General features: G+C 65.5%; 11 protein-coding genes and 5 pseudogenes. 7 read left to right on the top strand and 9 right to left on the bottom strand.

Annotation, left to right across the window (positions count from 1 at the left end; translation table 11 throughout):
• The first annotated feature begins 58 nt into the window (after positions 1-58).
• The 3 genes from E4U91_RS28330 (at position 59) to E4U91_RS28320 (ending at position 11,916) form a co-directional block, all read left to right on the top strand.
• A complete protein-coding gene (locus E4U91_RS28330) occupies positions 59-3,016 on the top strand; it encodes a helicase-related protein (protein WP_137309447.1) in 2,958 nt (985 codons plus the stop codon).
• Positions 3,010-6,855: an Eco57I restriction-modification methylase domain-containing protein gene (locus E4U91_RS28325; protein ID WP_137309446.1), complete on the top strand. Its 3,846-nt coding sequence runs from the start codon at positions 3,010-3,012 to the stop codon at positions 6,853-6,855. The genes E4U91_RS28330 and E4U91_RS28325 overlap by 7 nt, the downstream gene beginning before the upstream one ends.
• A 129-nt stretch (positions 6,856-6,984) precedes the next feature.
• Entirely contained in the window at positions 6,985-11,916 is a 4,932-nt protein-coding gene (locus E4U91_RS28320) for a DEAD/DEAH box helicase (protein WP_137309445.1), read from the top strand.
• A 57-nt stretch (positions 11,917-11,973) separates the two neighbouring features.
• Here the strand turns inward: E4U91_RS28320 and E4U91_RS28315 are convergent, their stop codons facing one another.
• Positions 11,974-12,324, bottom strand: coding sequence for a hypothetical protein (locus E4U91_RS28315; protein ID WP_206666910.1), 351 nt, complete (start codon positions 12,322-12,324; stop codon positions 11,974-11,976).
• 325 nt (positions 12,325-12,649) lie between these two features.
• Between E4U91_RS28315 and E4U91_RS28310 the strand changes: the two genes are divergently transcribed.
• On the top strand, positions 12,650-12,955 hold the full coding sequence (locus E4U91_RS28310) for an RNaseH domain-containing protein (protein WP_402087463.1): 306 nt from the start codon (positions 12,650-12,652) through the stop codon (positions 12,953-12,955).
• 732 nt (positions 12,956-13,687) lie between these two features.
• A complete protein-coding gene (locus E4U91_RS28300) occupies positions 13,688-15,730 on the top strand; it encodes an ATP-binding protein (protein ID WP_137309441.1) in 2,043 nt (680 codons plus the stop codon).
• Here the strand turns inward: E4U91_RS28300 and E4U91_RS39125 are convergent.
• Both E4U91_RS39125 and E4U91_RS39120 read right to left on the bottom strand, forming a co-directional pair.
• Positions 15,669-16,232, bottom strand: a pseudogene (locus E4U91_RS39125) (peptide deformylase); the annotation flags it as partial. The gene E4U91_RS28300 and the pseudogene E4U91_RS39125 sit on opposite strands and share 62 nt — an antisense overlap.
• 18 nt (positions 16,233-16,250) lie before the next feature.
• Positions 16,251-16,487: pseudogene (locus tag E4U91_RS39120) on the bottom strand (transcriptional regulator); the annotation flags it as partial.
• A 294-nt stretch (positions 16,488-16,781) separates the two neighbouring features.
• On the opposite strand from E4U91_RS39120, the pseudogene E4U91_RS28290 reads away from it, so the two are divergent.
• Positions 16,782-17,599 (top strand): annotated as a pseudogene (locus E4U91_RS28290) (IS5 family transposase).
• A 92-nt stretch (positions 17,600-17,691) separates the two neighbouring features.
• On the opposite strand, the gene E4U91_RS28285 reads toward E4U91_RS28290, so the two are convergent.
• The 5 genes from E4U91_RS28285 to E4U91_RS28265 all read right to left on the bottom strand — a co-directional run bounded on the left by E4U91_RS28285 (position 17,692) and on the right by E4U91_RS28265 (position 24,345).
• The gene (locus E4U91_RS28285) at positions 17,692-18,354 is read right to left on the bottom strand and encodes a hypothetical protein (protein ID WP_137309440.1); all 663 of its coding nucleotides are present in this window, start codon (positions 18,352-18,354) and stop codon (positions 17,692-17,694) included.
• Complete coding sequence (locus E4U91_RS28280) at positions 18,351-18,764, bottom strand: hypothetical protein (RefSeq protein ID WP_137309439.1); 414 nt, start codon at positions 18,762-18,764, stop codon at positions 18,351-18,353. The genes E4U91_RS28285 and E4U91_RS28280 overlap by 4 nt, the downstream gene beginning before the upstream one ends.
• Positions 18,765-18,875: 111 nt before the next feature.
• Positions 18,876-22,604 (bottom strand): SGNH/GDSL hydrolase family protein, encoded by a 3,729-nt coding sequence (locus E4U91_RS28275; RefSeq protein WP_241678708.1) that lies wholly within the window; start codon positions 22,602-22,604, stop codon positions 18,876-18,878.
• Between the two features lie 311 nt (positions 22,605-22,915).
• Positions 22,916-23,842 carry a hypothetical protein gene (locus tag E4U91_RS28270; protein WP_137309438.1) on the bottom strand — a complete coding sequence of 309 codons (927 nt, stop codon included), beginning with the start codon at positions 23,840-23,842 and terminating at the stop codon, positions 22,916-22,918.
• On the bottom strand, positions 23,830-24,345 hold the full coding sequence (locus E4U91_RS28265; RefSeq protein WP_137309437.1) for a hypothetical protein: 516 nt from the start codon (positions 24,343-24,345) through the stop codon (positions 23,830-23,832). The genes E4U91_RS28270 and E4U91_RS28265 overlap by 13 nt, the downstream gene beginning before the upstream one ends.
• A gap of 706 nt (positions 24,346-25,051) precedes the next feature.
• Between E4U91_RS28265 and E4U91_RS28260 the strand changes: the two are divergent.
• Positions 25,052-25,782, top strand: a pseudogene (locus E4U91_RS28260) (IS5 family transposase); the annotation flags it as partial.
• Positions 25,783-25,881: 99 nt separating this feature from the next.
• Here E4U91_RS28260 and E4U91_RS39115 read toward each other — a convergent pair.
• Positions 25,882-26,013: pseudogene (locus tag E4U91_RS39115) on the bottom strand (DUF6308 family protein); the annotation flags it as partial.
• Between the last annotated feature and the right edge of the window lie 23 nt (positions 26,014-26,036).

The raw sequence follows: 26,036 nt of genomic DNA, 5'->3' as shown, positions 1-26,036 counted from the left end.
GTTGTGTGTCCCGGTAGCCTGCTACCTGCTGATCAGCAGGTAGGGAGATACATCAGTCATGTACGAGCGCGGGATGCGGGTACGGCTCCGAGATCGTTTGTGGGAGGTCGAGGCTGTCCGTGGCGCGGGCAGCGAGGCATTCCTCGATCTACGCCGGGCTGATGAGCGCCCCGGGCCGCGCCACCTGACGGTGCTTGCCGGCAAGGAGCCGACGATCAGCCTGGAGGCGGCCACCGAGCTGCGCTTCGAGCCGGGCAACGCCGTCCTGCTCAATGAACTTCATGACGCGCTTGCCCTCACTATGGCCCACGGCCGCGGAGATCTTCTGGCGGTCGAGCATGGCCGGATCGATGTGGAGCCCTACCAGCTGGTTCCCGTCCTCGTCGGCATGCGCCAGCCGCGCGTACGTCTGCTGGTCGCGGATGACGTCGGTCTGGGCAAGACCATCGAGGCCGGCCTCGTGCTGATGGAACTGGCCCGCCGTGGCCGCGCGGACCGCGTGTTGATCGCCTGCCCGGCAGGTCTCCAAGACCAGTGGGTCGAGGAGATGCGTTTCCGCTTCAACCTCGACTTCGCCAAGGTCGACAGCAAGAAGTGGCTGGAGGTCCGCCGGGACAATCCGACCACAGTCAGTCCGTGGACTGCCATCCCGTACGCGGTGTCATCGATCGACTACCTGAAGAACAATGTCGGGGCCATTCAGGCTGCGCCCCCGTTCGATGTGGTGATCATCGACGAGGCCCATCACGTCGCCCGCGCCTATGCGGGAGAGGGGCGCTCCAGCGCCACCGACCGCAGCCGCCTGGCCCGCGCACTGGCCGACCACAGCCGAGAACTGCTCCTGCTGTCGGCAACGCCGCACAACGGATACCAGGAGTCGTTCGCCAGCCTGCTCCAGCTCCTGTCGCCGCACCTGGCCGCCGATGACGGACGGCTGGATCCCGAACTCGTCCAGCCGTACATCGTGCGCCGGCTCAAGGGCGACGTCACCCGCGGCGAACCACCTCAGCCGATCAGCCGACGCCTGCCGCCGCAGCCCATCGAGGTCCGCCCGACCAGCCGGGAGAAGGAGATCCACCAGCGGCTGCGCGGGCACAGCAAGCGCATGCTGCACGCGCTGCGCGGCACCGACTCCTACTATGTGCAGGCATTCGCCCTGGAGGTGCTGCGCAAGCGCGCCCTGTCCAGCCCCTATGCGCTCTTGCAGAGCCTGCGCCGCCGAGCGGAGAACCTCGGCATCCCGCCAGTCGAGCACACCGGTCGGCAGCGCATGGACGTACTGCAGCAGTACCGCGGGGACACCGCACTGCCGGAAGCAGACCTGCAGACCGCCGAGGAACTGGCGTTGGAGGGCGTAGCCGCACACCTCCCGGAGGACCATCTGCGCGAGGAGCAGCGCCTGGTCCGCCGGCTCCTGGACATGGTCGAGGCCCTCAGCCCCGGCGATGACAGCAAGCTCACCCGGCTGCAGGGCTGGCTGGAAGGCTTCCGCGCCGGGCGGCGCGGGGAGAGGGTCATCCTCTTCACCGAGTACCGCGACACCCTGGACTACCTGGAGAAGAACCTGGGCCACGGGCCGCTGCTGCGGATCGACGGCACCATCCCCTTGGGGAAGCGACGCGCGGTGCTGGAGCGGTTCGCCGCCACGCCTGGAGCAATCCTGCTGGCCACCGATGCCGCCGGAGAAGGTCTCAACCTGCAGGACGCCTGCCACGTAGTGGTCCACTACGAACTGCCCTGGAACCCGAACCGGCTGGAACAGCGCAACGGCCGCGTCGACCGCTACGGCCAGCCGCACGTCGTCGAGATCAGCTACCTGTACCTCGCCGAGACCCGCGACGAGGAAATCCTCCAGCGGCTGCGCGACAAGCTCTTCACCATCACCAAGCAGCTCGGCTCCAGCAGCGACGTCCTGGGCGTTGCCGGCCGCAGCGACGTGATCGACGGTCTCCTGGAAGACATCGACGCTGAGGAACTGGAGCAACGCCTGGAACGGGCAGTCCAGCAGGTCCGTGACTATCTCGAGCGCAGCGGCGCCCTCGTACTCATGCAAAGCATGAAGAACGAGAAACAGATCGAGAGCGAGACCGCTGCCGCCCGCGAACAGGCCGGCTGGCTCCTGCCGGACTTCGACGAGTTCCGGCAGCTGGTGGCCTCCATGGTGAGGCAGTGCGGCGGCTCCGTCACGGGCAACGGCGACATCGTGACCATCGAGCCCGGCCCTCTCCTCAAGCAGTACCCGCTCGTCCCCCAAGAGGGATTTCAAGCCACCTTCAACCGCTCCGTCGCACTCGAGCCCGAGCACCACGGAATTGCCTTCCTCACGCCCGCCCACCCCCTGGTGCGGGCGGTCCTCCAGCGCGTCCGCACCCGCTTGTACGACGAGAACGCCGCCAACCGCGTCGCCGTGCGCCCCGTGGTTGATGGCCACGGAGGGTGGCTGTTCACTTACGTCGGCCGGATCACCTCCGACGACGGGCGTGTCCTGGAAGAGCCCCTGGTGCCCGTCTTCGTCCCTCGCAGCGCCGATGGCACACCCGCCGCGCCCAGCCAGGACCCCAGCGCCGACCTGCGCCGCCTGCGCCAGCGCCCCGCGCCCTCCGGCAGCCTCGACATCATCGACAAGGCCCGTCGAGAGCTGGCTCCTGGATTCGACGCCGCCGCCCTGCTCAGCCAGCAAGAAGCCTCCCGCCGCATCGCCGTCCGCGCCGAAGCCTTGCGAGAACACTTGACCGCCCAATCCCAACGCCTACACGCCGACCTCGACCGCTGGCACACCGCAGAACTGGCCGAGGCCGAAAGGCGCTTCGCCACAAGTGCCGGTGACACCGTCCAGCTCGGCCTCTTCGCCGACACTGGACACGGCGCCTTCCACACCGTCGACGAAGCCCGGGCCGCCGTCGATGACGAGTTCAACCGACGCCGCAAGGCCCTCAGCCGCGGCTACCAGGTCGCCGATGTCACCGACGGTGAACCAGTCGGCTGCATCGTGTGCGTGGAGGTGCCCGCATGCTGAACATCACCGTCGCCGGCACCACCCTGTCCACGTACTACCTCTCCGACCCCGCACTGTTCCTGCGCGAACAACGCGGCCGGGTCGGAGCCGACGATGCTACAGAGGGCATCCGCCACGCCAAGCGTGAGCTGCGCCGTCTGGTCGCCGATATCGACGAGACCAGCACCCCCGGGGAAACCCGCAAGCGCATGCTCACCTGGCTCTCGTACTTCGGCTGGACCTTCACCGGCAGCCTCCCTGCTATAGAGGAACCCGTCCCCGGCCGCGCCAGTGCCCCCGACGGCCAACCCGGCACGGCCGACCTCGTCTCCGTACTCATCACCCCACCCGGACAGCACCTGGATGCCTCCCCCACGGGCCGCCGCGCAGGCAAGCTGCGACCGCAGCGTCAGGCCGAAGTGTGCGCCCGCGAGCACCGGCTCCCCGCCGTCCTGCTGAGCAACGGCAGCGAACTGCGAGTCATCCGACGAGACCCCGGACTCGGCGGCGAAGCCAGCTACCTCTCAGTGGATCTCGCCGGCCTGGCCGAACTCGGTGACGAGCACGAATGGCGCGTCCTATGGGCCCTGTTGCGGCCCGAAGCCTTCGCCCCCGACCACACTGGCGAAATCCTGTGGAAGCGGGTCGAGGATGCCAGCTCCGACGCTGCCACCGCCGTTAGTGAAAACCTCTCTGGCGGCGTACGCACCGCCATCAGTGCCATCGCCAACGGTGCCCTCCACCACTGGCGGCAACACCAGTGGCCCATCCCCAAACCGCGCGACCTCTTCGCCGACGCCCTCAAGATCGCGTATCGGCTGCTGTTCGTCGCCTATGCGGAGGACCGCGGCCTCCTCCCCGTGGGGACCCCCTCCTACGACCGCGGCTACTCTCTGCGCGTCCTCCGACGGGAGATCCTCACTGAAGCGGGTTGGGCACCTGACGGCGCTTTCCTGTGGAACTCTCTCCGAGCCTCGTGGTCTCTGCTACGTGATGGCATTGACGCCGGCGAACTACAGATCACCGGCTTCAACGGTGGCCTTTTCGACCCCGCCAAGTGCCCACTACTCGACGACCCGGCCCTGGCCCTAGGCGACACCTTCATTCGAGATGCAATTGACGCCCTCTCGTGGACCGAGGCTGAACGCTCAACCAGTAAAATGGCCGTGGGCCGACGGGCAGTCAACTACCGCGAACTGGGTGTCGAGCAGCTTGGCAGCATCTACGAGGGTCTGCTCTCCTTCGAACCAGAAATCGCCGACGCGCCCAAGGTTTTGGCACGTATCGGCCGAGGCCAATCAGCCATTGTGCAGGTACTCGATGCCGAGCAGCTTCCTCGGGGTGCCGAAATCCTTGAGTCCTACGATCCCGGCAGCTTTTACCTCTTCGAAGCCAGCGGTCAGCGGAAGGGCTCCGGCTCCTACTACACCGCCCGTCCCCTGGCCCACTTCGTCGTCGGTGAGACCCTCCGCCCCTTGGTCCAGGACGCCGCTCCCGAAGACATCCTCAATCTGCGGATCTGCGACCCCGCCATGGGATCGGGTGCCTTCCTCGTCCCCACCGTGCACCAACTAACCGAGGCTTATGGCGAAGCCTTGGCACGGGAAGGTGAACTACTCGACCACAAACTGGACGACTTCGAGCGTGCCGCCTATCGCCGCCTGATCGTCGAACGCTGCATCTACGGCGTCGACCTCAATCCCATGGCCGTTGAGCTTGCCAAGGTCTCGCTCTGGCTCACCACTGCAGCAGCAGGCAAACCCCTGTCCTTCCTCGATGCGCACCTACGCTGCGGCAATGCGGTAGTCGGAGCCGAGTTCGGCAGTTGGTCCGGCGTCCCTACACCCGCGCAAGGGGGACGCGTCCAGCGTGCTTCTGCAGCAGCCAGCGATCTTCAAGACGCCCTGTTCGCAGTAGAGGAGCCCGACCTCTCCTCGCTCGTCCGCGTGCGCCAGGCCCTGGCGTCCGGCCCTTCGGAAGACCGCCTCCAGGTACGGGCAAAGGAAAAGCGCTTCGAACGGCTCCTGGAAGGTGATGACTTCACCAGACTGCAGGCGCTCGGTGACTGGTGGATCGCACCGTTCTTCTTCCCCAACGAGCTAAGAGGCAACAGCGGGCAATGGCTTGCAGCTCATGATGCCGTCAAGCAAGGAGAACCGCTCCGAGAGCATCTCGCTGACCTCCCGAGTCAGGTCCGATCTCAGATCAAGCCCTTCCATTGGGAAGTCGAGTTCCCCGAGGTGTTCTTTGACGCCAAGGGGGAGCGCCGCCCGGATGCAGGCTTCGACGCGATGATCGGAAACCCTCCCTGGGAGGGCATCACCTTCAAGGCTGCGGAATTTTACGGGCGATTCGATCCTTCTTATTCCTTGATCAAGAAAAAAGAAGAGAAGCTGCAACGCCAGCGTGAACTCAACCAACGGCCGGACGTGAATGCCTCTAAGGCCGAAGCAGACGACATGCTCACCGGCGTCAAAAACTTCATCAAGGGTTCCGGACTTTACCGGATGCTGTACTCCCACGGGACTACGTTCAATTTTTACCGCACCTTCTTGGAACGCGAGCTAAGCTTGCTTTGCCCACAAGGGCGCATTGGCGTTGTAATTGACTCTGGCGTCATCTCCGACGCCGCCACCGCCGAACATCGCCGAGAATTGCTCAATCACTGCACCATCGATCAATTCGTACTGTGTGACAACACCAAGGGGATTTTCCCTATCCACAAGAGCGAGCAGTTCCTTCTACTTGTAGCCGGAAGGGGAGGAAAGACAGACCCGCTACCCTTCACCAGCAGCGTTGATCAACTCGATCACCTGCTCGACCTTGAGAGTCGCACGCTCCCGATTACGCGCGACACCATCGAAGCACTGGCACCGGACACGCTGGCCATCCCCGACACGCGCGATCCGGCACTGTTGGGGGTATTTTCAACCATCTACGCCGGTCGGCCGTACCTGCTCGACGATATGCCTCAGGGAGGCTGGAAGATCGACTGGGGCCGAGAGTTTGATCTGCACGACGACCGTCGATACTTCTCGACCAATGCGACCGGAGCTCCACTTCTCGAAGGTAAGCACACTCACCAATACACCCACAACTTCGCAGCCCCCACATATCGACTCGACGAGGCTTCAGGAGACGATGCACTTGTAAACCGCGCACGGAAACGGGCGGGCAAGAAAAGTATCAGTGGACTCAAGCGCACCACCGGCGAACATCACCTCAGGGGGTCCGGGCCTCGCACTGGCGTGCTCGAAGTGCCCATTGACTATTACCGCCCCTGTTTCCGCGAGATCGCCAGGCCAACGGATGAACGCACCCTCATTGCTTCAATCATCCCTCCCGGTTACTCACTGACCCGCAAGCTTCACTTCTTCTATCGGTCTACCTTCGATCACGGGGTGAACGGATATTGCACGACGCTGAGCGCGGAAGCCATGGTCTATATCGTTGGCCTACTCAACAGTCTTACGTTGGATTTCGTTGTGCGCCGGAAAGTTTCAAGCACCGTCAGCAAGTCCGTTATGTCGACGTTGCCAATCGCTGATGTGCCGCTTAACCATGGGCCTGGCGCAGAGATCGTTCGGCTCTCGGCTCGACTTACCTGCCGCGGTCCTGAGTTCCAGGAGCTGGCAGAGGTCCTCCGTGTCGACTGCGCACCTCTCACGAAAGAGGAGGAATACGGCCTCCGTGCCGAGTTGGACGCCCGCGTGGCTCATCTCTACGGACTCATCGCCGCACAACTGGAGCTGATCCTGGCTGACTTCCGGCAGAGCGCGGACACCGAGGGCAGCCCAGTGCGTCCCAGCGAGGAGTACAAGGCGCTCGTCCGCGAGCACTTCGCGCGGTTGGCTGGCTGATCTTGACCGCCGGTCCAGGACGCATTGTCAGTGCCCGGCATTACGCTCGATTCAAGTCGCAGGCGGGCCACCTTCGGGAGGACCACCGCTACGGCCGAGCATCAACAACGGGTGTAGGAAGGGCGAGAGATGAATCCGCTGGAGCTGGCTGATCGGTTGCGTGAGGACTACCGGCGGTTCACCTGGACCACCTACCCCATCGCCGACTCTGAACTGCGTTCCCGCCTGGAGCGGCTGGTGGACGACGAGGCGCTGCTGTGGCGCGGCCCGTACCTGTCTGTCCAGCCGCGCTTCCAGCTGAACGCCACGCTGTCCGACCTCGCCGCTAGCATCGGGTTGCCACCGGAGGTCACAAGCGCCTTCCCTCGGCTGGAGCGACTGTTCACGCATCAGGTAACGGCGGTCACCCGAATCCGACAGGGCCTGAACACGCTGGTGGCCACCGGCACAGGCTCGGGCAAGACCGAGTCCTTTCTCATCCCGGTCATCGCGCACGCCTACGAGAACAGGCACCGTCCCGGGGTGAAGGCGATCGCGCTGTACCCGATGAATGCCCTGGTCAACGACCAGGAGGACCGCATCAAGGCGGCCTGCGAGGAGCTGGGGCTGACCTACGGGGTCTACACGGGGGCGACACCAACGCACGACCGGACCCGGATGCAGGAGATGCCCCCGGACATCCTGCTGACCAACTACTCCATGCTGGAGTACCTCCTGACCCGCCGGGAGGACCGGGCGCTCTTCCGGAACGGGGTACTGCGCCATCTGATCCTGGACGAGATCCACACCTACCAGGGCGCGCTGGGCACCGAAATCGCCGGCCTGGTGCGGCGGCTTCGCGGTCATGTCGCCGATGAAGGGCTGGTATGTGTCGGGCTGTCCGCGACCGTGAGCGCCGGTGGCGACCACGCGGTCGATCTGCAGCGCACCGCGGAGTTCGCGAGCAGCCTGTTCGCCGCCCCGTTCGATGTGGTTGGCATCATCGAAGAGACGGCCGTGCCCCAGCCGGAGCCGGACGTGAGCCTGATCGGCCCCGCACCGGACCGCGACCAGCTTCGCCAGGCCCTTGCCGACGGCGGGGACACCTCGCGACTGCGGGCCGTGCTGGGCGATCCACAGGCAAGCCCGGTCCTGGACCTGCTCCGGGCGCACCTGTCCGAGCCCAGCACGGTCGATGAGCTGATGGATCTTCTCGCGAGTCTGCCGCAGCGGCAGGGGGCCGACCGAGAAGCGCTGGAAGACGAAGTAGCCGGCTGGCTGCTGCTCGGGGCAGACACCCACACCCCGGAGGGCCCGCCCGTCCTGGAGGCCAAGGTCCACCTGTTCCTGCGGAGCCTGCCCACGCCAGTGCGCTGTGCCGGGGAAGCCGAGCATCTGCTGCTGGACGGTGCAACGACGTGCAGCCACAAAGACTGCGGCGCGAAAGCCACAACACCGTTGGGGGTATGCCTGGGCTGTGGTCAGGACTACGACCTGGAGCGGGACGACCCCGACGGTCCGGTCGCTCGCTATGTGGCCCGCCGCCTGACGGCCGATGAACCGCTCCAGGTCCCTCAGACTGGTGACCGCAACTGGTACCCAGCACGCCGCTGCGCGAGCTGCGGCAAGGACGCCAACGGTGCCACGTGCCTGGGATGTGGAGCGACGACCCGCGAGGTCATTGTCGCTGTGCCGGAGCCCGATCGGCCGCTGACGCGGTGCCCGGTGTGCGGGTATCTGCGCTCGCACGGCGCGGTGCAGGAGTTCACTGCCCGTACTGCCGCCGCGGTCACGGCCGCCGCGTTCAGCCTGCACACCGGTCTGGCGGCGCAGAGCGATGATGAAATGCTGCGGCGTCTGCTGATCTTCGCCGACTCGCGGCAGGACACCGCCTTCCAGGCGGGCTACTTGCGCGACCGGTCTCGGGCCGTGCAGGTGCGCCGCCTGATCGTGGAGAGCATCTACGACCGCGTCCGTCAGGAGGAGCCGCCCGCGAGTTTCAACAGCCTCGTCGAGGATGTCTTCCGGCGCGGCCAGGACTCCGGCCTCTACGAGGACCCGGCGGGCAAGGACGCGCGCCGCAGGGCCCTGCGCGTGTGTGAGTGGGATCTGCTCGGTGAACTCGCCAGCGATGAGCGCCGGCCGCCGACCCTGGAACGCCTCGGACTGGTCACGATCGGCTACCCGGGTCTGGAAGCACTGGGTGATGACGCACTCAAGCCGCTCACCGACGCTCTGGGCGCGGACGCCGCTGCGGCGCGCTGGCTGCTGGCCCGCATGCTCGATCTCGTCCGCACCCGGGGTGGGCTCGGCCACGACCTGCTCCAGAAGCGCCTGGACGCCAAGACGGAGGCCGAGCTCGTCGAGGCCGGCGCCACCATGGGGGTGGGACAGTCCGTCACCGGCTACGGCGAGACCAGCGTCAGGGTACCGGGGGCCAATCCCTTGGCCATGAGCTACAAGGGCGCCGCGGGCCGCCTGGTGCGGACCGCTTTCCCGAGTGTGACCAGCTCAGATGCGATCGAGCGCGGCGTACGCAAGGCCGTTGACTTGCTGACCGAGCACGATCTGCTGAAGGGCACCCAGGTGGGCAGCGGCCGGCAGCGGGTCGTGCTGCGCCAGGTTCCGCCCCAGGCCGTGGAGATCAGGCCCGCCAGCCAGACCACTTACCGGTGCCGTGCCTGCCGGGCGGTGCAGCCCGGCCCCTCGCCGCGGAACAAGTGCGCCACGTTCAACTGCAAGGGCACCATGGAGCTGTGGCGGGGCGACCCGGATGACCACGAGCGGCTGCTGGCCGCCAGCGATGCTCCTCTGGTCATCAAGGCCGAGGAGCACTCCGGGCAGGTGCCGCTGGAGGACCGCGAGCAGATTGAGGAGCGGTTCAAGGAGGGCGACCTCAACCTGCTGGTGTGCACCATGACGCTGGAGCTGGGCGTGGACCTTGGCCAGCTCCTCGCCGTCATCCTGCGCAACGTGCCCCCGCGTCCGAGCAACTACGCCCAGCGTGCCGGCCGAGCCGGGCGGAGGGAGGAGCGGGTCGCGCTCGTCGTCACCTTCGCCGGTGGCATGCCGCACGACAGCTACTACTACGCCCGGCCGGTGGAGATGATCCGCGGTGCCATCCGCCCGCCGGCGTTCCTGCTGGACAACCAGCGCGTGCTCAAGCGCCACGCCCGTGCCATGGCGCTGGAGCTGTGCGGGCAGGACCTCCCCCAGTGGATGCGGGGCCTCGTCACTGAGGACGCGGACGGAAACCTCCACGGCATCGACGAGGTGAAGACCGCTCTCGCCGAAGGGCGCGACCGCATCGCGGCCCAGATCCTCGCCGCCTTCCGCCTCGGCCTCGCCGATGGGGACCTTGGCTGGCTCACCGAAAACTGGGCATACGAGGTGGTCGACTCCTGGATCGACGACCTCGACGCGCACGTCGAGCCGTACCGCATCCGCCAGAAGGGCCTGCTGGAAGAGTGGATGCAGGCCGCCAGCAAGCCGGGGAACAAGGAAGCCTCCCGCGCCCTCACCAGCATCAACGCCAGCCTTGAGGCCATGCGCAGCGGCGACCGCATCCGCGCGTACGTGCTGTCCTACCTCAGCTCCGTCGGCTTTCTTCCCTCCTACGCCTTCCCCACCGACACCACGAGCCTGGCGCTGGAACGCGAGACGGCCGAGCTGTCCCAGGACTCCGTCCAGGCGCTCAAGGACTACGCCCCCGGCCAACTCGTCTACGCCCGCGGTGACAAGTGGCTCGTGGATCAGGTCGACTTCCGCCGAGCCAACCTGATCAACTCCGACGGCGTCGGCGCTCTCGACCACATCAACTTGTGCAACCGCTGCGACACCGTGAACGCGCCGACCAGCGCGCACTGCCTGTCCTGCGACAGTGACGACCTGAGCCCCCAACTCAGCGTGCCAATGCGCGCCATGCGTGCCTCACGCCGGCAGCGGATCTCGGCCGACGAAGAACACCGCTCCCGCTCGCCCTTCGAAGTCACCCATCACCTCGGCGCCCCCAACACCGCTGAGACCTACCTCTTCGAACGCAATGGCCTGGTCCTCCAGTGGGAGCGTGGCGCGGACCTGACCGTCCTCAACCGCGGGCGTGTCACCAGGAATCAGAGCACCAGCGAGCGCTTCGTCATCTGCACCGGGTGCGGCTTGTGGTTCGACGCGATCCCCGGCCCCACCCCGACCCGCGCTCAGCGAGACCGCCAGCAGTTCCACGACAAGATCTGCAGCAACCAGCGGCTCGAATACAGCATTCTGCAAGTCGACCGCCGCGTCGACTGCCTGCAGGTCCTCCCCGACCTGGAGGCACTCGACATCCGTCCGGATCGGCTTGAGGAGTTCCTCGCAAGCATCCGCGCTGCCCTGGACCTCGGCTGCCGCGTCATGCTCCAGGCCGGCGACGACGAAGTCGCTGGCTTCGACTGGCCCCGACCCGACCCGGAAAGCGACGAGGCCACCTTCCGACTCGCTGTGCTGTACGAAGAGGTGCCTGGCGGCGCCGGCTACCTGCGCCAGCTCGCCGCACGCTTCGGTGAAGTGGCCGCCGCCCTCGTCCCTGTGCTTGAGGGCTGTTCCTGCGAGCGCTCCTGCTACGCCTGCCTACGCTCGTACGGCAACCAGCTGGAAGAAGACCTGCTCGACCGTCACGTCGCCGCAGACTTCCTGCGTCGCTTCGCCGATGCGCCGACGGTGGACGGACGCCGGGTGCCCAGCTACACGGACGCCTTCCACGGCCGCCCGCGCTCCGCGATCGAGCGGCGCCTGGCCATCGCCCTGATGGCCCTCGGAGCACCTCGTGGCCACGCCCAGTACAACTGGGGAGACCGTGGCTCCACCGACGGAACGCCCCGCCCCGTCACCGTGGCCGACTTCGCCTGGCCCGACCAGAAGGTCGCCGTCTTCTGCGACGGCTGGAAGCACCACCACACCCAGGAACGACAAGCATCGGACAAGACCAAGCGGGACGCCATGCGGGCCGATGGCTGGACCGTCCTGTCCTACTGGGGCGGCCAGATCGTCCGCAACGCCGAGCAGTGCGCAGAAGAAATCTTGGCGCACCTCACCACCGAGCGCTGATCAAGCCAACGGCCCCGGTGGTACCACCCTTGAGGCGGTACCACCGGGGCCGTCAAGTTAGGCGGGACCGGTCACCGACCGGCGTGGGCCGAGAACCAGCGGGATCTCCTCGCCAATCTCCTCGGCCAAGCCACGGGCGAGAGCGAGGGCATCGAGAATCGCAGACACTGGCTTGATGACCATCCGGGCACTGGAGAGCCGCTCCCCGAATCCGTGAACATAGTGCGGATATCCGTCGGGGCCGAACTTGGCGTCAATCACCCACCTGAGCTCTCCCTTCAAGCGTGAGAGGAAATACGTGGTGGGTCTACCGCTATCGCCCCTGTCAATCTCTAGCTTGACGTATAGACCTACCACGTTACCCAACACCGTGGTTTCTTCTCTCTGTGCCATCACGAACACAGTCATCGTCAGTGTCTCTGGATGGGCAGCCTCATCAACGGCCATGGTGTAGCGGGGAGGAAGAGGCGAGTGGTCCGGCAAAAATCGACCTCCAGTGTTGAAATGAAAACACCCGAGGGGCCTCGCATAATTTCGGGGTTGTCGTACCTTGACATGATCGGCGCCGGACATCCAAGCCTTTCAGGCATTATCGGCGTCTGCCGTAAGCGAATCCCAAGACATGTGGCGTTTTGACGAGGCCGCCCACCACTCCGTGTCGATGTCCCGCACTTTCCACTTACTGGCGTGCCGGAAGCGGCGTCGAAGGCCGACTGATCAGACGCACCCAGGGATGCGCCGTCCGCCGGGACCCCTGCCTTCGCGCCACAAATCGGAGAGGAGCTGTACCGACCAGTTCGCGAGACCACACGTCACGCTCACCAAGCTCGACCCGGCCCAGACCGCCAACCGGACCTGGACCTGCTCCAACCCCACCTCCCTGGAGATCGTGCCCGCCTTCCTCCAGGACGGCGACAACCCAGCCGACTGGGCCATGTACGTCCACGCCCAACGACGCCTCCACGCCCACACCACCATCGCCACCACCTGGCCAGCCATCGTCCACCTCGCCGAACTGATGGAGGAATACATCGTCTGATCGGCCAACCCATGCCACCGCTGACTGGTCAGGTCACACGCGCTAGCCGGATGAGTTGGAGGCCATCCGGCTTCGCGCTCACCGCGCCCAGGTAGGTTCCGACGTACCCCGCCCAGGTTGATGGCGATATCTGAATCTGGCTCTGTCTGCAGTTCCGTGAATGCCCGGGTCAGCGACGGAACGCGGGATCGTTTCGGCAGCGTACTTCCCGCCGCGGCGAGCAAGACGGTTGAAGATGTGCTGTTTCCCGGGGTCGATGTGCGGGTGGAGGGGGTGAACGACTCCTCCGGCATTCTGGTGGTGGAGGCGGCGCCCGAACTGCCGCGAGCAGGGCCGCCGTGTGCACAGCATGTATCAACGCACCTTGGACGAACGACCGTTGGGCTCGCGCCGGGTCATCATCCGGCTGCGGGTGCGCCGGTACTTCTGCGACCGCAGGAGCTGTTCCTCCACGACCTTCGTCGAGCAGGTACAGGGACTGTCCGCGCGCTACCGCCGTTCCAGCACCGGGCTGGCGGGCTGGCCGCGGTCGATCGCGATCGAGCTCGGCGGCCGTCCTGCCGCACCATCATCGAGGAAGGCGCCGCCCAGCCCGAGCAGCGCACCGTGCCCCTCGCCGTGCCACCGCCCAGGCACTGGCCGATTCACGAGGCGTGAGCATCTCCGTCGCCGAGCACGCTCCCCACCGCGCCCACCGATAGGGTTGGCGGCGTCGGAGCGAGGAGGAAATTCATGGCGCTGACCACGTCACTGGCCGGCCGGGTCCGGAACACGAGCCTGCCGAAGAGCCATGCCCTCCTGCCGCTCCTTGAGGCCGTCGTCAACGGCATTCAGGCGATCGACGCCCGATTCGGCGACGACGTCGATCGTGGCCGTCTGAGCGTCAGGATCCAGCGCAGCCCGCAGGAGGAACTCGACCTCGGTCCCGCCGGCCCTGGGCGCGTGGCGCTGAAGCCCATCGTCGGCTTTAGTGTCGAGGACAACGGGGTGGGCTTCACCCCGGAGAACATGACCTCGTTCGAGACGCTGGACAGCGACCACAAGGCCGCCATCGGCTGCCGTGGCGTGGGACGCCTGCTCTGGCTCAAGGCATTCGACAGAGTCTCGGTCCGCAGCGCCTATGAGGACGAAGCCGGATGCCTCCACGGACGCCAGTTCCGATTCTCGGTCGAGGGGGAGGTCGAGCCGGACGGGGAAGCGGACGGCCTAGGCAATGTCGGCACGATCGTGAGCCTCGACGGGTTCAAGAAGCCCTTCCAGCAGAGCGCGGCGAAGTCCGTCGACGCCATCGCTCGCGAGATGTTTGAGCACTGCATCTGGTACTTCCTCCGCCCAGGCGGCGCGCCTGACATTACGGTGACCGACGACGACGAGACCATCTCGCTCAACAATCTCATGGACGACTTTGTGTTCTCCGCGATGCCGACGACCTCGATCGACGTCAAGGGTGAGAAGTTCGACATGGTCAACCTCTGCCTCAAGTCCTCGACGCGCAGTCCCGCGCCACGGCTGTACTGGTGCGCCGCGAGCCGCGTGGTCATGGAGGAAAACCTCACGAGCAAGGTGCCAGGGCTCTACGGACGGCTCAAGGACGAAGCGTCCTCCCCGTTCACGTATGTCTGCTACCTGTCTTCCAGCTTCCTGGACAACCACGTCCGCGCCGACCGTACGGCCTTCGACATCGCCGAGCGCGTGCCGGGCGCGACGCTGATCGAAGACGTGTCGCTGGACGACATCCGTGAGGGCGTACTTAAGGAAGTCGAGAGGATCCTCGCCGGCCCGCTCAGCGCAGCGCGCGAGGAGGGCAAGGCTCGGGTCCACGCATTCGTGAGCAATCGTGCGCCGAGGTACCGGCCCGTTCTGTCGCGGCTCGAGCCGCTCGGCGTGACTGTGGATCCGTCCATCAAGGACCACGACCTTGAGTTGTTGCTGCACAGCAACCTGCAGAAGCTCGAAGCCGCCGCGATCGCCGAGGGCCAGGCCGTCTTCGCCGAAGACGGCTCCGCTCAGCCGGAGGACTATGCCGAACGGCTCACCCGGTATCTGGACACGGTGACCGATATCAACCAGTCCGACCTGGCCGCGTACGTCTCGCGCCGGCGAGCGATCCTCGATGTGCTCACCAGACTGATCAGGTCCGACGACCAGGGCAGGTACAGCAAGGAGGACGCGATCCACTCGCTGCTCATCCCGATGCGGACTGACTCGAACGAGATCGGCACCGACGCCTCGAACCTGTGGATCATCGACGAGCGGCTTGCGTTCCACGACTACCTCGCCTCCGACAAGACGCTCAAGAGCATGCCGATAACAGGATCCGATTCGACGAGGGAGCCCGATGTGCTCGCGACTCGGCTCGTCGGCTCCCCGGTGCTGGCCGCGGAGGGCGAGACGCTCCCGCTGCCGTCCATCGTCGTGATCGAGATCAAACGGCCGATGCGTAACGACGCGTCGGAGGACAAGGATCCGATCCAGCAGTGCCTGGAGTATGTGAAGCGTGTGCGCGCCGGTGGCGTGAAGACCGCATCGGGGCGGCAGATCCCCGAGACGCATGAGGCGCCCGCTTTCTGTTACATCGTCGCCGATCTCACGCCGACGATGGTGGATAGGTGCAAATATGCGAGCCTGCGTCCCACCCACGACGGAATGGGTTACTTCGGTTTCAACGAGCCGTACAAGGCATACATCGAAGTGGTGAGCTTCGACCGTCTCGTCAACGCGGCCACCGAGCGGAACCGAGCGTTCTTCGACAAATTGGGGCTTCCGTCAAGTTGACGACGATCGGGCTATTTGAAATTTTCCAAAAATCCCCATCACGGTGGGGCTGGCGGATTTTTCGGCGGGCCGTTGTTGTCGCCGTACGGACCGCAGCGGCCATGCATCCAAGTCGCGGACAAACAGTTCGTCCCAGGTGGCTGGGTCCTCGGCGTTCACGTCTTCCATAGTCACTGGTCGCTCTCTGGGTCAGGAGTCGTACGCCCATGACCGGTCGGTCGTGGATAGGCAGGACCCCTGACCGCATGCGGTCCGTGTAGAGCAGGCCGTCGAGGTGGTCAATCTCGTGCTGGACGAGGCGGGCCAGGCCGCGCTGGTAGACGGTGGTTACCGTGGCACCGTTGAGGGATGTGGTCTCCACGGTGATTCTCAGAGGGCGAGGCACCTGCCCTCGCACGTCGAAGAAGGACAGGCACCCTTCGTACTGCTCATCGCTCTCCCCCGACACATCGGTGACACGCGGGGTGAGGAGGACGATGGGGCCGGCGCCGGACTCGGCAGGCTGGACGACAGCAGCAGCACGGGTAACGGGTCGGGTGAGCTGGGGGGCGGCCAGGTCGTAGAGGCGGGCGCGTTCGGCGCCGGCGAGGTGGCCGCGCTCCAGGCGCACGTCGTAATCGACGCTGACACCGGCCAGCAGCGCAACTTCCTCGCGGCGCAGCCCCGGCACCCGCCGGTTGCTTCCGAAGGCGGGCAGCCTGGCCTGCAGGGCGGTGATCTTCGCGCGCCCAGTGGCGAGGAGCTCGCGGATCTCGATGCACCAACATCAGCCCACACCGCGCCGGCTCGCCCTGAATAGAGCCGAAAGAAGTGGGAGCTCCCTGGGACTTTTCTGGGACTTCCGACTGCATCAACGGGTACGAGCGTGAAACATCCGAAAGGCCATACGTGCAGGTCAGCGAGCTACGACCCCGTAACACCGCAGGTCATCGCGTCCGCTGGTCTCTTCCGGGACATCTGCCCGGTAGGGCTCAATGTGTCTGCGCTTAACTAGCTCTAATAAAAGCGCGTGATCATGTGACTGTCGGCTTGATCGTTCGTTGATGCGGGCATGGGGAAGCGTCAGTCGCGGCCGTGGATCGTGTCGGACGAACTGTGGTCGCTGATCGAGCCGTTGCTGCCCGAGCCGCCGCCAAAGCAGGTTGAGGGACGGCCGCGGGTGCCTGACCGGCAGGCCCTGTGCGGCATCCTGTTCGTCCTGCACAGCGGCATTCAGTGGGAGTACTTGCCCCAGGAGCTGGGCTTCGGCTCGGGCATGACGTGCTGGCGGCGTCTGGCGGCCTGGAACGAGGCCGGCGTCTGGGACCAGCTGCACCAGCTGCTGCTGAACAAGCTGCGGTCGAAGAACCAGCTGGACTGGTCGCGGGCGGTGATCGACTCCTCGCATGTCAGAGCGGCTCGGCGAGGCCCAAAAGCGGACCCAGCCCGGTCGACCGCGCACGGCCGGGCAGCAAGCACCACATCCTCACCGACGGCCAGGGCATCCCGCTCGCGGTGTCGCTGACCGGCGGCAACCGCAACGACGTCACCCAGCTCCTTCCCCTGCTTGACAAGATCCCAGCGGTCGCGGGAGTCGTCGGCCGGCCCCGACGCCGCCCGGACATGCTCTTCGCCGGCCGCGGCTACGACCACGACAAGTACCGCCGGCTCCTTCGCAAGCGGGGCATCCGGCCAGTGATCGCCGAACGAGGCCAGCCTCACGGCACCGGCCTTGGGACCTTCCGGTGGGTCGTCGAGCGGACCATCTCCTGGCTGCACGGCTTCCGCCGCCTGCGCATCCGCTGGGAACGACGCGACGACATCCACGAGGCCTTCCTCGGCCTTGCCGTCTGCCTGATCACCCACCGACACGTCCAAAGGCTTTGTTAGGGCCACTAAGTGGTGCGCCTACGGGTCGCCCTCGCGCACCGGTGGCAGCGACTCAGCATCGTCGCGGCGCGCGTAGCAGTTCATCGTGTGTGTCAACGCGGTATCCGGTAGTAGTCGAATACAGGCAGGGTCAGGCGGTAGATCACGCCGTGTTGGACACGGATGGCGGTGACTGTGGTGACGGGCGGGTCGCAGATCCGCCGGTATGCAGCTGGATAATCTTCTGGAGCCTTCAGAGTGAAGCCTGGCCTGTCCCAGTCGAGGACATGCCCAGCGTGGCTCATGTTCCCCGGCGGGCCGGGGGTCAGGTCGGTCTCCTTGCGATTCCGCGCATGGCTGAAGGGTATAGGCGACAGTGGCTGGTCACCTGCGGTGAGTATTGCTTCGATGGTGTCCGGGACCGGTAGGGGACTCGTGTAGTAGCCGGTCAGTCGCATGAAACAGCGCACTTTGTAAGCGGGCCAGCGCGGGCCGAACAGCTCCCAGTCGAGCGTCCCTGGGGTGCAGTAGTCATCGATGATCAGCAGGCGAAGTTCAAGCGGTGTCCACTCTGCGTACGTAGCGGCCATCGTTCGAAGCCGGGCTTCGGATGTCTTGCGCGCCTGCCGTGCTGCTTCTGCGGAGGCTAGACGATGCGCCCGCTTCTGGCTGGTCGAGACAAGGCGTGAAAGCACCTTTTCGATGAGTAAGTAGGCGAGCAGGGCTGGTGTGGACAATGCGCGGAGGAAGCCGATCGTCGGCGTCTTGCGTGTCATGGCGTTGGACCGTTCGCCCGTGTGCTGGTGGGCATCATCATCGCCTGCACCTGGGAGGCGGCAGCTGTCAGCAGGACGTGGATTGCAAATCGGACGGCATTCCCTGTTGTGTTGATGTCCAAGTGCTGCAGCATGAGCATGAGCCAGGTAAGGGAGCCGACCACGACCGCGAGATGGTTACCGCGGAGTGTGAGCAGCCTGAGGGCCGCCCACAGGGCGAACGGGTAGAGGACGATGACTGCGGCGTCGACGGCCCAGTAGTAAGGAACGCCGGCGAGAGGGTTGCGCTCCTCGTCTGCTGCAGTCAGGTGATCGAGCCACGCTTCCAGGGCTTCGAGGAGCTTCCATGATGCGAGCGTGACGACCGACACGGCTGTGACGGTTTTCGCGGCGCGTGTCAGGTAGGTCATGCGTCGATCTTCCTCGGTCGCCGAGTGGTTCGGTATCCGTACGGATACTTACGGCCACGGTGGGGTGAACCGTTCCGGTCCTCCCCACCGTGGCTCGAGCTTGCGCGTTGGTCAGCGGAGAGCGTCCTCGAACGCCTTCGCATAGTTCATGGTTCCGGAGACTTTCGGGTGGAATGACTTCATTGAAGGCGTGCTGTCCGCATTCGCCTGTCCAGTCAGGACGATGCCGTGGATAGTCTCGGGATCACCGCAGATGGCCTGTCCTGCGAACGCAGGCCGTGGGTCTGCGAAGACCGCGTTGGCCTGATACTGCAAATTTGCGTCGCCGACTGCTCCCTTCATCTCAGCAGCCACCAGATCGCCCATGTCATTCAGCCAGGGCGCTTCCTCAGTGCCGATACCCGAGACGCACTGGCCGTTGCGTTCGAGGAGTCTGGGGTATCCCATGAGAACGATCTTCGCGTTCGGGGCCTTCTTGTGGAGTTCGTTGAGGGTTTTGCTCAGCCGGGGGCGGATCGTGTCATGTGCCCAGGACGGCAGCCAGTCCTTTAGTGCCGGCGTGTCACCTGCTGTTGGCTCGCCTGTGTCTGGGTCCCGATTGCTGATCGATTTGTTCTGGCAGACGTCGGTGATGGCCGTGATGCACTTCTTGATGACGTCGCCGAAGGCCATGTCGTTCCCGCCTATGGAGAGGGCGACGAGAGTGGTGTTCTGGTCGAGGTAGCCCTGTTGGATCTGCGGGAGTTCGCCGGTCTGCGGCGTGTTGAGGATGTTGTAGTGTCGGGCGCCGGAGCAGGCCACGAGATGGTAGTCCATGCGCGCGCTCCAGGCGTCGTCCAGTTCTCCGGTCGACAGTTGTTCGCCGGGCAGGATGGCTCGCCGGGTCCATGCGTACTTGGAGCGGTGGCAGTCGTCCCGCACCTTCTCGCCAGCGACCTTCCCTGCATAGTCCGACTCAGGATAGTAGTCATTTCCGCCTGGGTCCGAGGCGCCTTCACCAGAGGAGTACGAGTCGCCCATGGCGACAACTGCCTTGTTCGGCTTGCCTGGGAGAGGCTGGAAGGCGACGGCGTCCCAGGCGACGTCCTCGTCTGCTGTGCCGTCGTCGGTGGCGTTGGTGAGGGTGACGCTGGGAGTGCCGGTGAAGCGGAAGGCGCCGAGGCTGACCCAGCGGTTCGCGCGCTGCTCCACGATGCGGTGCGAAGAGGTACTGTCGGAGCCGCCGATCACATACGCAGCCTGTCGGGTGTGGGCTCCTGTATCCGGAAGATGTACCAGCACTCGGGCCCATTCGACGTTCCTGTCGAGGGTCCAGGTGCCTTTGACGGTCATCAGGCCGCTGTCCCCGCCGAGATGCGCTGTGTCGCGGGTGTGGGTGTACCAGAAGTGGCCGCCGTGCCCGCCGCCGATCTGGTGCAGGTCTCCCTTGGCCTGGTACGGCCCCAGGCCGGGTCCGGTCGCTGACGGGTTTGGGTAGAACGTGAACTGGAAGTGGCCGGCGTCGGTGCCGCTGGACCCGCAGTCGCTGTAAGTGTCGAGGTTGTCGGGCACGGATTCCACGATGAGCGCCCCAGCGGGGGCGGCGCCGCACGTTGGGGCGCCGTACTGCAGCCGGTAGCCGCGGCCAGGTTCCGCACGGAGCGTGGCGTACTTGATGTTCTCGTTGCCACAGTCAGTGGCGCAGTTTTGCTTCCATGTCACGTTGGACCCGTGCCACCAGTACTGCTTGTAGCACTCCGCGTCGGGGCAGTCCGGTGGGCTGGCGGCGTTGCAGTTGTTGGAGGGGTTGCAGAACGCGTCCAGCGGCGGCTTGATCAGGTCGCGTTGTGCTGAGTTGATCCACCAGGCAGGCCGGAAGCCGACCGTGGAGTAGCCCGACTCGCCGGGCCAGTCCTGTCGTCCTTCGGTGGAGTAGGAGTAGCCGGTGTCGATGGACCAGGCGGACCAGCCCATCACCTTTTCCTCATAGGGCCAGTCCTGGGGCTTTGCCGCGTCGTGCGGGTCGGTCATGAACGGATGCCGTGACGGGGGGTAGATGGGGTTTGCCGGGTTGTTGTACCAGCCCAGTCCCCAGGGCTTGCCGTCACCATTGTTCGGGTTGAAGCCGAGGTTGTAGTTCCACAGTGCGGCGAACCAGTTCTCGGGCTTGGACGGATCGTCGTTGTTGACAGTGATGGTCTGCCCTGGCGTGTGCACCTCGTTCCACTTGTCTGCGAGAATGTACATGGATGCGGCGATGTTGACCGCGTAGTCCAGAGCTACTGCCTTCTGCTTTGCTGGGGGCAGGGACGTTTCGCCGGGTTTCTCGTGCCCTGCAAGGCGCATGCCGTCGGTGACCTGGCCGACGCCGTATCCGCAGTCGGAGTTCTGCCAGTAGATCTTCCAGTATTCCTCAGTTGTGTCACCCTTGTGTCCGTAGAACCCGGCTATCGCTGCTAGTGGGTTGCCCATCTGGCCCGGGATGGAGCCGGATTCGGCCTGCCACAGATTGGACTCTTGCGCAAGGACGCCCAGGAGGACCTGCGCGGGAATCCGTCCGCCGCCCTTCAGCGTCGGGGGTGGGAACAGTCCTTGCGGGTCGACAGTGCCCAAGCCTGCTTGGGATCGCCAGCCTCCCTGTTTGACCCACGTTGCACGTAGTTCGCCGCGGATGGCCATGTCGACGGCCCATTCGACCTGGTTCGGTGTCGGCTGCAGGGCGAGGGCTTTGACGTCGTTGCGGGGGATGGAGCACCAGCGGTCGGTGTCGACCGGGTTGTTTGCTCGTTCGTCATCTGTGAGTGTGCTCTGCCTCGTACCCGGTAATCTCTTACCGGTGGTGTCGAGTGCGGGCGAGAAGGACTCTTTCCCGGTGGCGCTGGTCGTGTCCAACACGGCCTGGATAATTTTCTCGCCTGTAGACGGAGCGGTGCTCGTGATGGTCAGCGGCGCAGCACCCTCATCGGTAGGGTCTTGGGTTTTGGGCGTTCCGGGGGCTGGTTCGGCCTTGGTGAAGCTCTTGCCCGCGTCGCTTATGTGGTCCAGGCCCGCGCGCACGCCCGGGGTGAGGACCGGGTCGACCGCCAGACGTCCGTGACTGGATACCTGAGCGTCCGCGCTTGCGTTCAAACGGGTTACGGCGCTGCCCGCGAGGCTGACGTTTTCCGCGTGCCCAGTGAGGAACACCCGGCCCCCGGTCCCCTGCTTGAGGGCGAGGTCTCCGACCTTGCCGGCCGCCAGCGTCAATGGTTTTCCGCGCTCGGACCACAGCCTCGCGTGGGCGGTGTCATCGATGTGGTCCAGGAACGCGATCCCGTCGCGCGTGGGGCGGATCTGGTAGGGCACACTGTCCGCCCCGGCCAGACGACGTTCCTTGCCGGAGAGGTCGAGGTGGATCAGGTGCTGTCCCCGTGCGGCGACCACGCCGTCATCGACGGGCACGGCCGATGTCACCTGCCCGGCCACGGAATCGTCCGCCGTGGTTTCACCGTTCTTGGTCACAGTAACGAGGCGGGTGTGGTTGTCGCGGAACGCGGTGAAGACGGCGGTGTGCGTCTGAGGGTTGCAGGACGGGGCGAAGTAGGCGAGCGAGGCTGTGAACGGCAGCTTCGTCACCTGTTCGGTCTTCACATCGATGAGGGCGGTGAAAGCACCGCCCTGCATCAGGTCCGGCTTGTTGGTGAAGGTGCGCGGTGCGTAGACGGCGGCCACGTGGTCCCTGTCCATGGCACACGCGTTGCCGATCCATGTATCCGCCGGCAGGCCCGGCTCGGCCAGTGTGGCGACCGTCCGCCACACGTAGGCGTCTTTGCTGTCCGCAGCGAGGATCTTCAGCCCGCCGATATCTGCTGCAGTGGTCACGGCCCGGTCTGGGCTGGTGTCCCAGCCTCTGCCTAGCTTGGCAGCCGGGTCGCCCACTCGTGACGGCGCGTCACTTGTGTGCTTGCCGGGCGGTTTGGGTGTCGGCTGTGCCGCGGTCTGTGCGGCAGCGGGGGTGGTCTGTATGAGCCCGGTCAGAACCGCGCAGGCAGCGATGCCTGCGAGTCCGGCGTGGGCCGGTCTGTGCGCTCTCAACAGTGCCGTCCTTCTGTTTTCGGGCAGGGGACAACAGACCGCCGCAGCTCTGCTGCGGGTGAGCGCGGAGCTGCGGCGGTCGAGGAGGAGGGGAAGGGTCAGGTCGCCTTCGCCTTGGCTACGGCGTCACGCGCTGCCTTGGCGGCCGCGTTGAAGTCGTCGAGGTGCTGGGCGATCTTGTCCCGCTGGATTCTCGATTCGGCGTCGAACCAGGTGCGGGTGACGTTGTACTGGTCGCGGCAGGCGATGTCTGCCTTGGCCGTGGCGATCTCCAGGGCGGTGACCTGCCCCGGATCGTTGAACCGGGGGTCCTCGTTGGCGTCCATCGGCTTGTTGTAGTCGTAGCCCTTGGTCTTCATGCACGCCGACCATTTGGCGAACGCGGCGACGACTGTCGGGGCCTTCTCGGACTCCGTGAAGGCTTCGCCGCTGACGCGCTGCACGATGTCAGCGGGCTGCGCGGATGGCACTTGCCCGTCGATCTTGACCGTGCACGAGCGGACCGTACTGTCTGGAGCGCCGGATTCGTCGACGGCGCCGGCCTCCATCGCGTCGTCGTAGGCCTTCTGCTGGCCGGCGTCCGGGTGGTATCCGCGCGTTGAAGCAAGGCCTGCGTCGTGGATGCCGTAGCGCCAGTCGGTCAGAGTGGTCCCGCCGAGGGAGGGAAGGTCCGGTGCAGGCTGCCACTGCGGGTATCCGCTGTCGTCCATGCACTGGTCGATCAGTTCGTCTCGTGTCGAGGACACTAGGCGGGCCTGCTGCACGGTCGGCATGTAGGACTCGATGGGCAGCCGCCAAGTAGCGGGGTCGCCGGGGTCGCCAATGGTGGCGTGAGCGACCTTGGCCAGGGGACCCGGCTGGCTCACCGACTGCGCCTGGGGAGCAGTGTCCTTGGTGTCGCCGCTGCTCGTCGTGTAGTAGACGGCTCCGGCAACCAGTGCAAGGAATGCCAACGGCACTACGGTCTTGCCCGCCAGTCTCACCTTATTTGTCCTTTCCTGCTCCGCCGCCATCAGCTGGTCCACTGGAAGGAAGCGTTGTTGTTGTACACATTCCGGAACTGGTCGATGTGCTGGTAGGGAGCCATCACATCCTGGGCACCCTTATAACCGGAGTAGAAGAAGACCCGAGCGGTGTACTTGTAGTGGTCATTCTCACCACTGGCGGCATTGTTCTTGATGTTCTGACCCGACCCCGGCCATGGAGAGCTGGCTCCGAAATTGCAGAACTTCAGCGGGTACGCATGCCCGTCCCCCGGCCTCAGGGCGTTGAAGTCGTAGACGGAAGACCCGATATTACGAAAAGAACCATTCTGCCCGGAGTTGTACCAGATGTGGAACTTGAAGCTCGAACCTCCCCAGTTCTCGTTGCACACCTGCTCGCTGTATAGGTTGTCGAAGTCGTCGGCCTGTGCCGTCGGGGCGGCTATGACAGCCAAGGCGGACGCGAGTAGAGCAGCAGAAAGTACTGCCGTTATTCTGGTGCGGCGCAAAGCGGAATCCCCTTCCCCGTATGCGATGGCAGGCATGGGAGGGGCCGAAAAATTGGTGCGCTACTCCCCCCGTGCCGTGCGCAGCTGAGCTTCACGCGAGAAATTTTGATCTATACAAACCCGCGCGACACGTCACCCTAGGCAGAGCCTCCTTGCAAGCTACAAGCGCCGTCAGGAGCATGGCAGGAAAATCCCCCCGGGACGGCGCCCGCCAAACCTCCTCCTAACTGCGCCTTTCCTGTGCAACGAGGCATCTCAAGAGCCCAGGATGATGGCTGATTCACGTGTAGTAGAACAGGACGGACGGCTTGGACGAGACCTCCGAGTCCGGTAGCCCGTCCCCTGACCGAGCAGCAGCACATTGTCCGAGCGTGCCGGGCCGCTCTGGGCGACATCTTGGTCCGGCCGACGGGCGTGCATGCTGACTGGGGTGGACGTTTTCGACAGGCTCCAGTCCGCTGGCGTTGTCGAGATCGTCGGCGGGGGTCGTCCATGCGGCGGGGACGTCTAGGAGCCGGTGATGCGCGCAGCCAGTTTGGCGTCCACGGTCGCCACGACCAGTTTCCGCAGGTGCTCGCGCCCCTTTGGCTGTCAGCGCCGGTGACCGCGAGGTCGCGCAGCAGCCCGGCGGTGGCGTGCAAGCGGGCCCGCGAGCGGAGGCACCTTTGAAGACGGGCCTTACTGGCTCTAACAAAAGCGCGTGATCATGTGACTGTCGGCTTGATCGTTCGTTGATGCGGGCATGGGGAAGCGTCAGTCGCGGCCGTGGATCGTGTCGGACGAACTGTGGTCGCTGATCGAGCCGTTGCTGCCCGAGCCGCCGCCGAAGCAGGTTGAGGGACGGCCGCGGGTGCCTGACCGGCAGGCCCTGTGCGGCATCCTGTTCGTCCTGCACAGCGGCATTCAGTGGGAGTACTTGCCCCAGGAGCTGGGCTTCGGCTCGGGCATGACGTGCTGGCGGCGTCTGGCGGCCTGGAACGAGGCCGGCGTCTGGGACCAGCTGCACCAGCTGCTGCTGAACAAGCTGCGGTCGAAGAACCAGCTGGACTGGTCGCGGGCGGTGATCGACTCCTCGCATGTCAGAGCGGCTCGGCGAGGCCCAAAAGCGGACCCAGCCCGGTCGACCGCGCACGGCCGGGCAGCAAGCACCACATCCTCACCGACGGCCAGGGCATCCCGCTCGCGGTGTCGCTGACCGGCGGCAACCGCAACGACGTCACCCAGCTCCTTCCCCTGCTTGACAAGATCCCAGCGGTCGCGGGAGTCGTCGGCCGGCCCCGACGCCGCCCGGACATGCTCTTCGCCGGCCGCGGCTACGACCACGACAAGTACCGCCGGCTCCTTCGCAAGCGGGGCATCCGGCCAGTGATCGCCGAACGAGGCCAGCCTCACGGCACCGGCCTTGGGACCTTCCGGTGGGTCGTCGAGCGGACCATCTCCTGGCTGCACGGCTTCCGCCGCCTGCGCATCCGCTGGGAACGACGCGACGACATCCACGAGGCCTTCCTCGGCCTTGCCGTCTGCCTGATCACCCACCGACACGTCCAAAGGCTTTGTTAGGGCCACTAATAGGTCGTTGCTGTCGAAGCGGTCTGCGACATGCTCGGCGTCGCCGCCCCCGCCCAGGCGCTCGAAGTGCGCGCCGGAATAGAACAGGTCACCGCTTGACCGTCGTCGGGTGAAGTACTCGACCAGCAGACTCACGGCGTTCTCGTCGTCCCAGTAGA

Origin of the sequence: Streptomyces lasalocidi, from assembly GCF_005280215.1 — a bacterium.
In the GTDB taxonomy this organism is placed as follows: domain Bacteria; phylum Actinomycetota; class Actinomycetes; order Streptomycetales; family Streptomycetaceae; genus Streptomyces; species Streptomyces longwoodensis.
Note: the sequence above shows the minus strand (reverse complement) of the source record. Positions and strands in the feature narration are given on the sequence as shown.

What these genes read in the sequence shown, in the direction of transcription:
- E4U91_RS28330 (WP_137309447.1), top strand. Translation starts at nt 59, where the DNA reads ATGTACGAGCGCGGGATGCGGGTACGGCTCCGAGATCGTTTGTGGGAG.
- E4U91_RS28325 (WP_137309446.1), top strand. Translation starts at nt 3,010, where the DNA reads ATGCTGAACATCACCGTCGCCGGCACCACCCTGTCCACGTACTACCTC.
- E4U91_RS28320 (WP_137309445.1), top strand. Translation starts at nt 6,985, where the DNA reads ATGAATCCGCTGGAGCTGGCTGATCGGTTGCGTGAGGACTACCGGCGG.
- E4U91_RS28315 (WP_206666910.1), bottom strand. Translation starts at nt 12,324, where the DNA reads ATGACTGTGTTCGTGATGGCACAGAGAGAAGAAACCACGGTGTTGGGT.
- E4U91_RS28310 (WP_402087463.1), top strand. Translation starts at nt 12,650, where the DNA reads ATGCGCCGTCCGCCGGGACCCCTGCCTTCGCGCCACAAATCGGAGAGG.
- E4U91_RS28300 (WP_137309441.1), top strand. Translation starts at nt 13,688, where the DNA reads ATGGCGCTGACCACGTCACTGGCCGGCCGGGTCCGGAACACGAGCCTG.
- E4U91_RS28285 (WP_137309440.1), bottom strand. Translation starts at nt 18,354, where the DNA reads ATGACACGCAAGACGCCGACGATCGGCTTCCTCCGCGCATTGTCCACA.
- E4U91_RS28280 (WP_137309439.1), bottom strand. Translation starts at nt 18,764, where the DNA reads ATGACCTACCTGACACGCGCCGCGAAAACCGTCACAGCCGTGTCGGTC.
- E4U91_RS28265 (WP_137309437.1), bottom strand. Translation starts at nt 24,345, where the DNA reads ATGCCTGCCATCGCATACGGGGAAGGGGATTCCGCTTTGCGCCGCACC.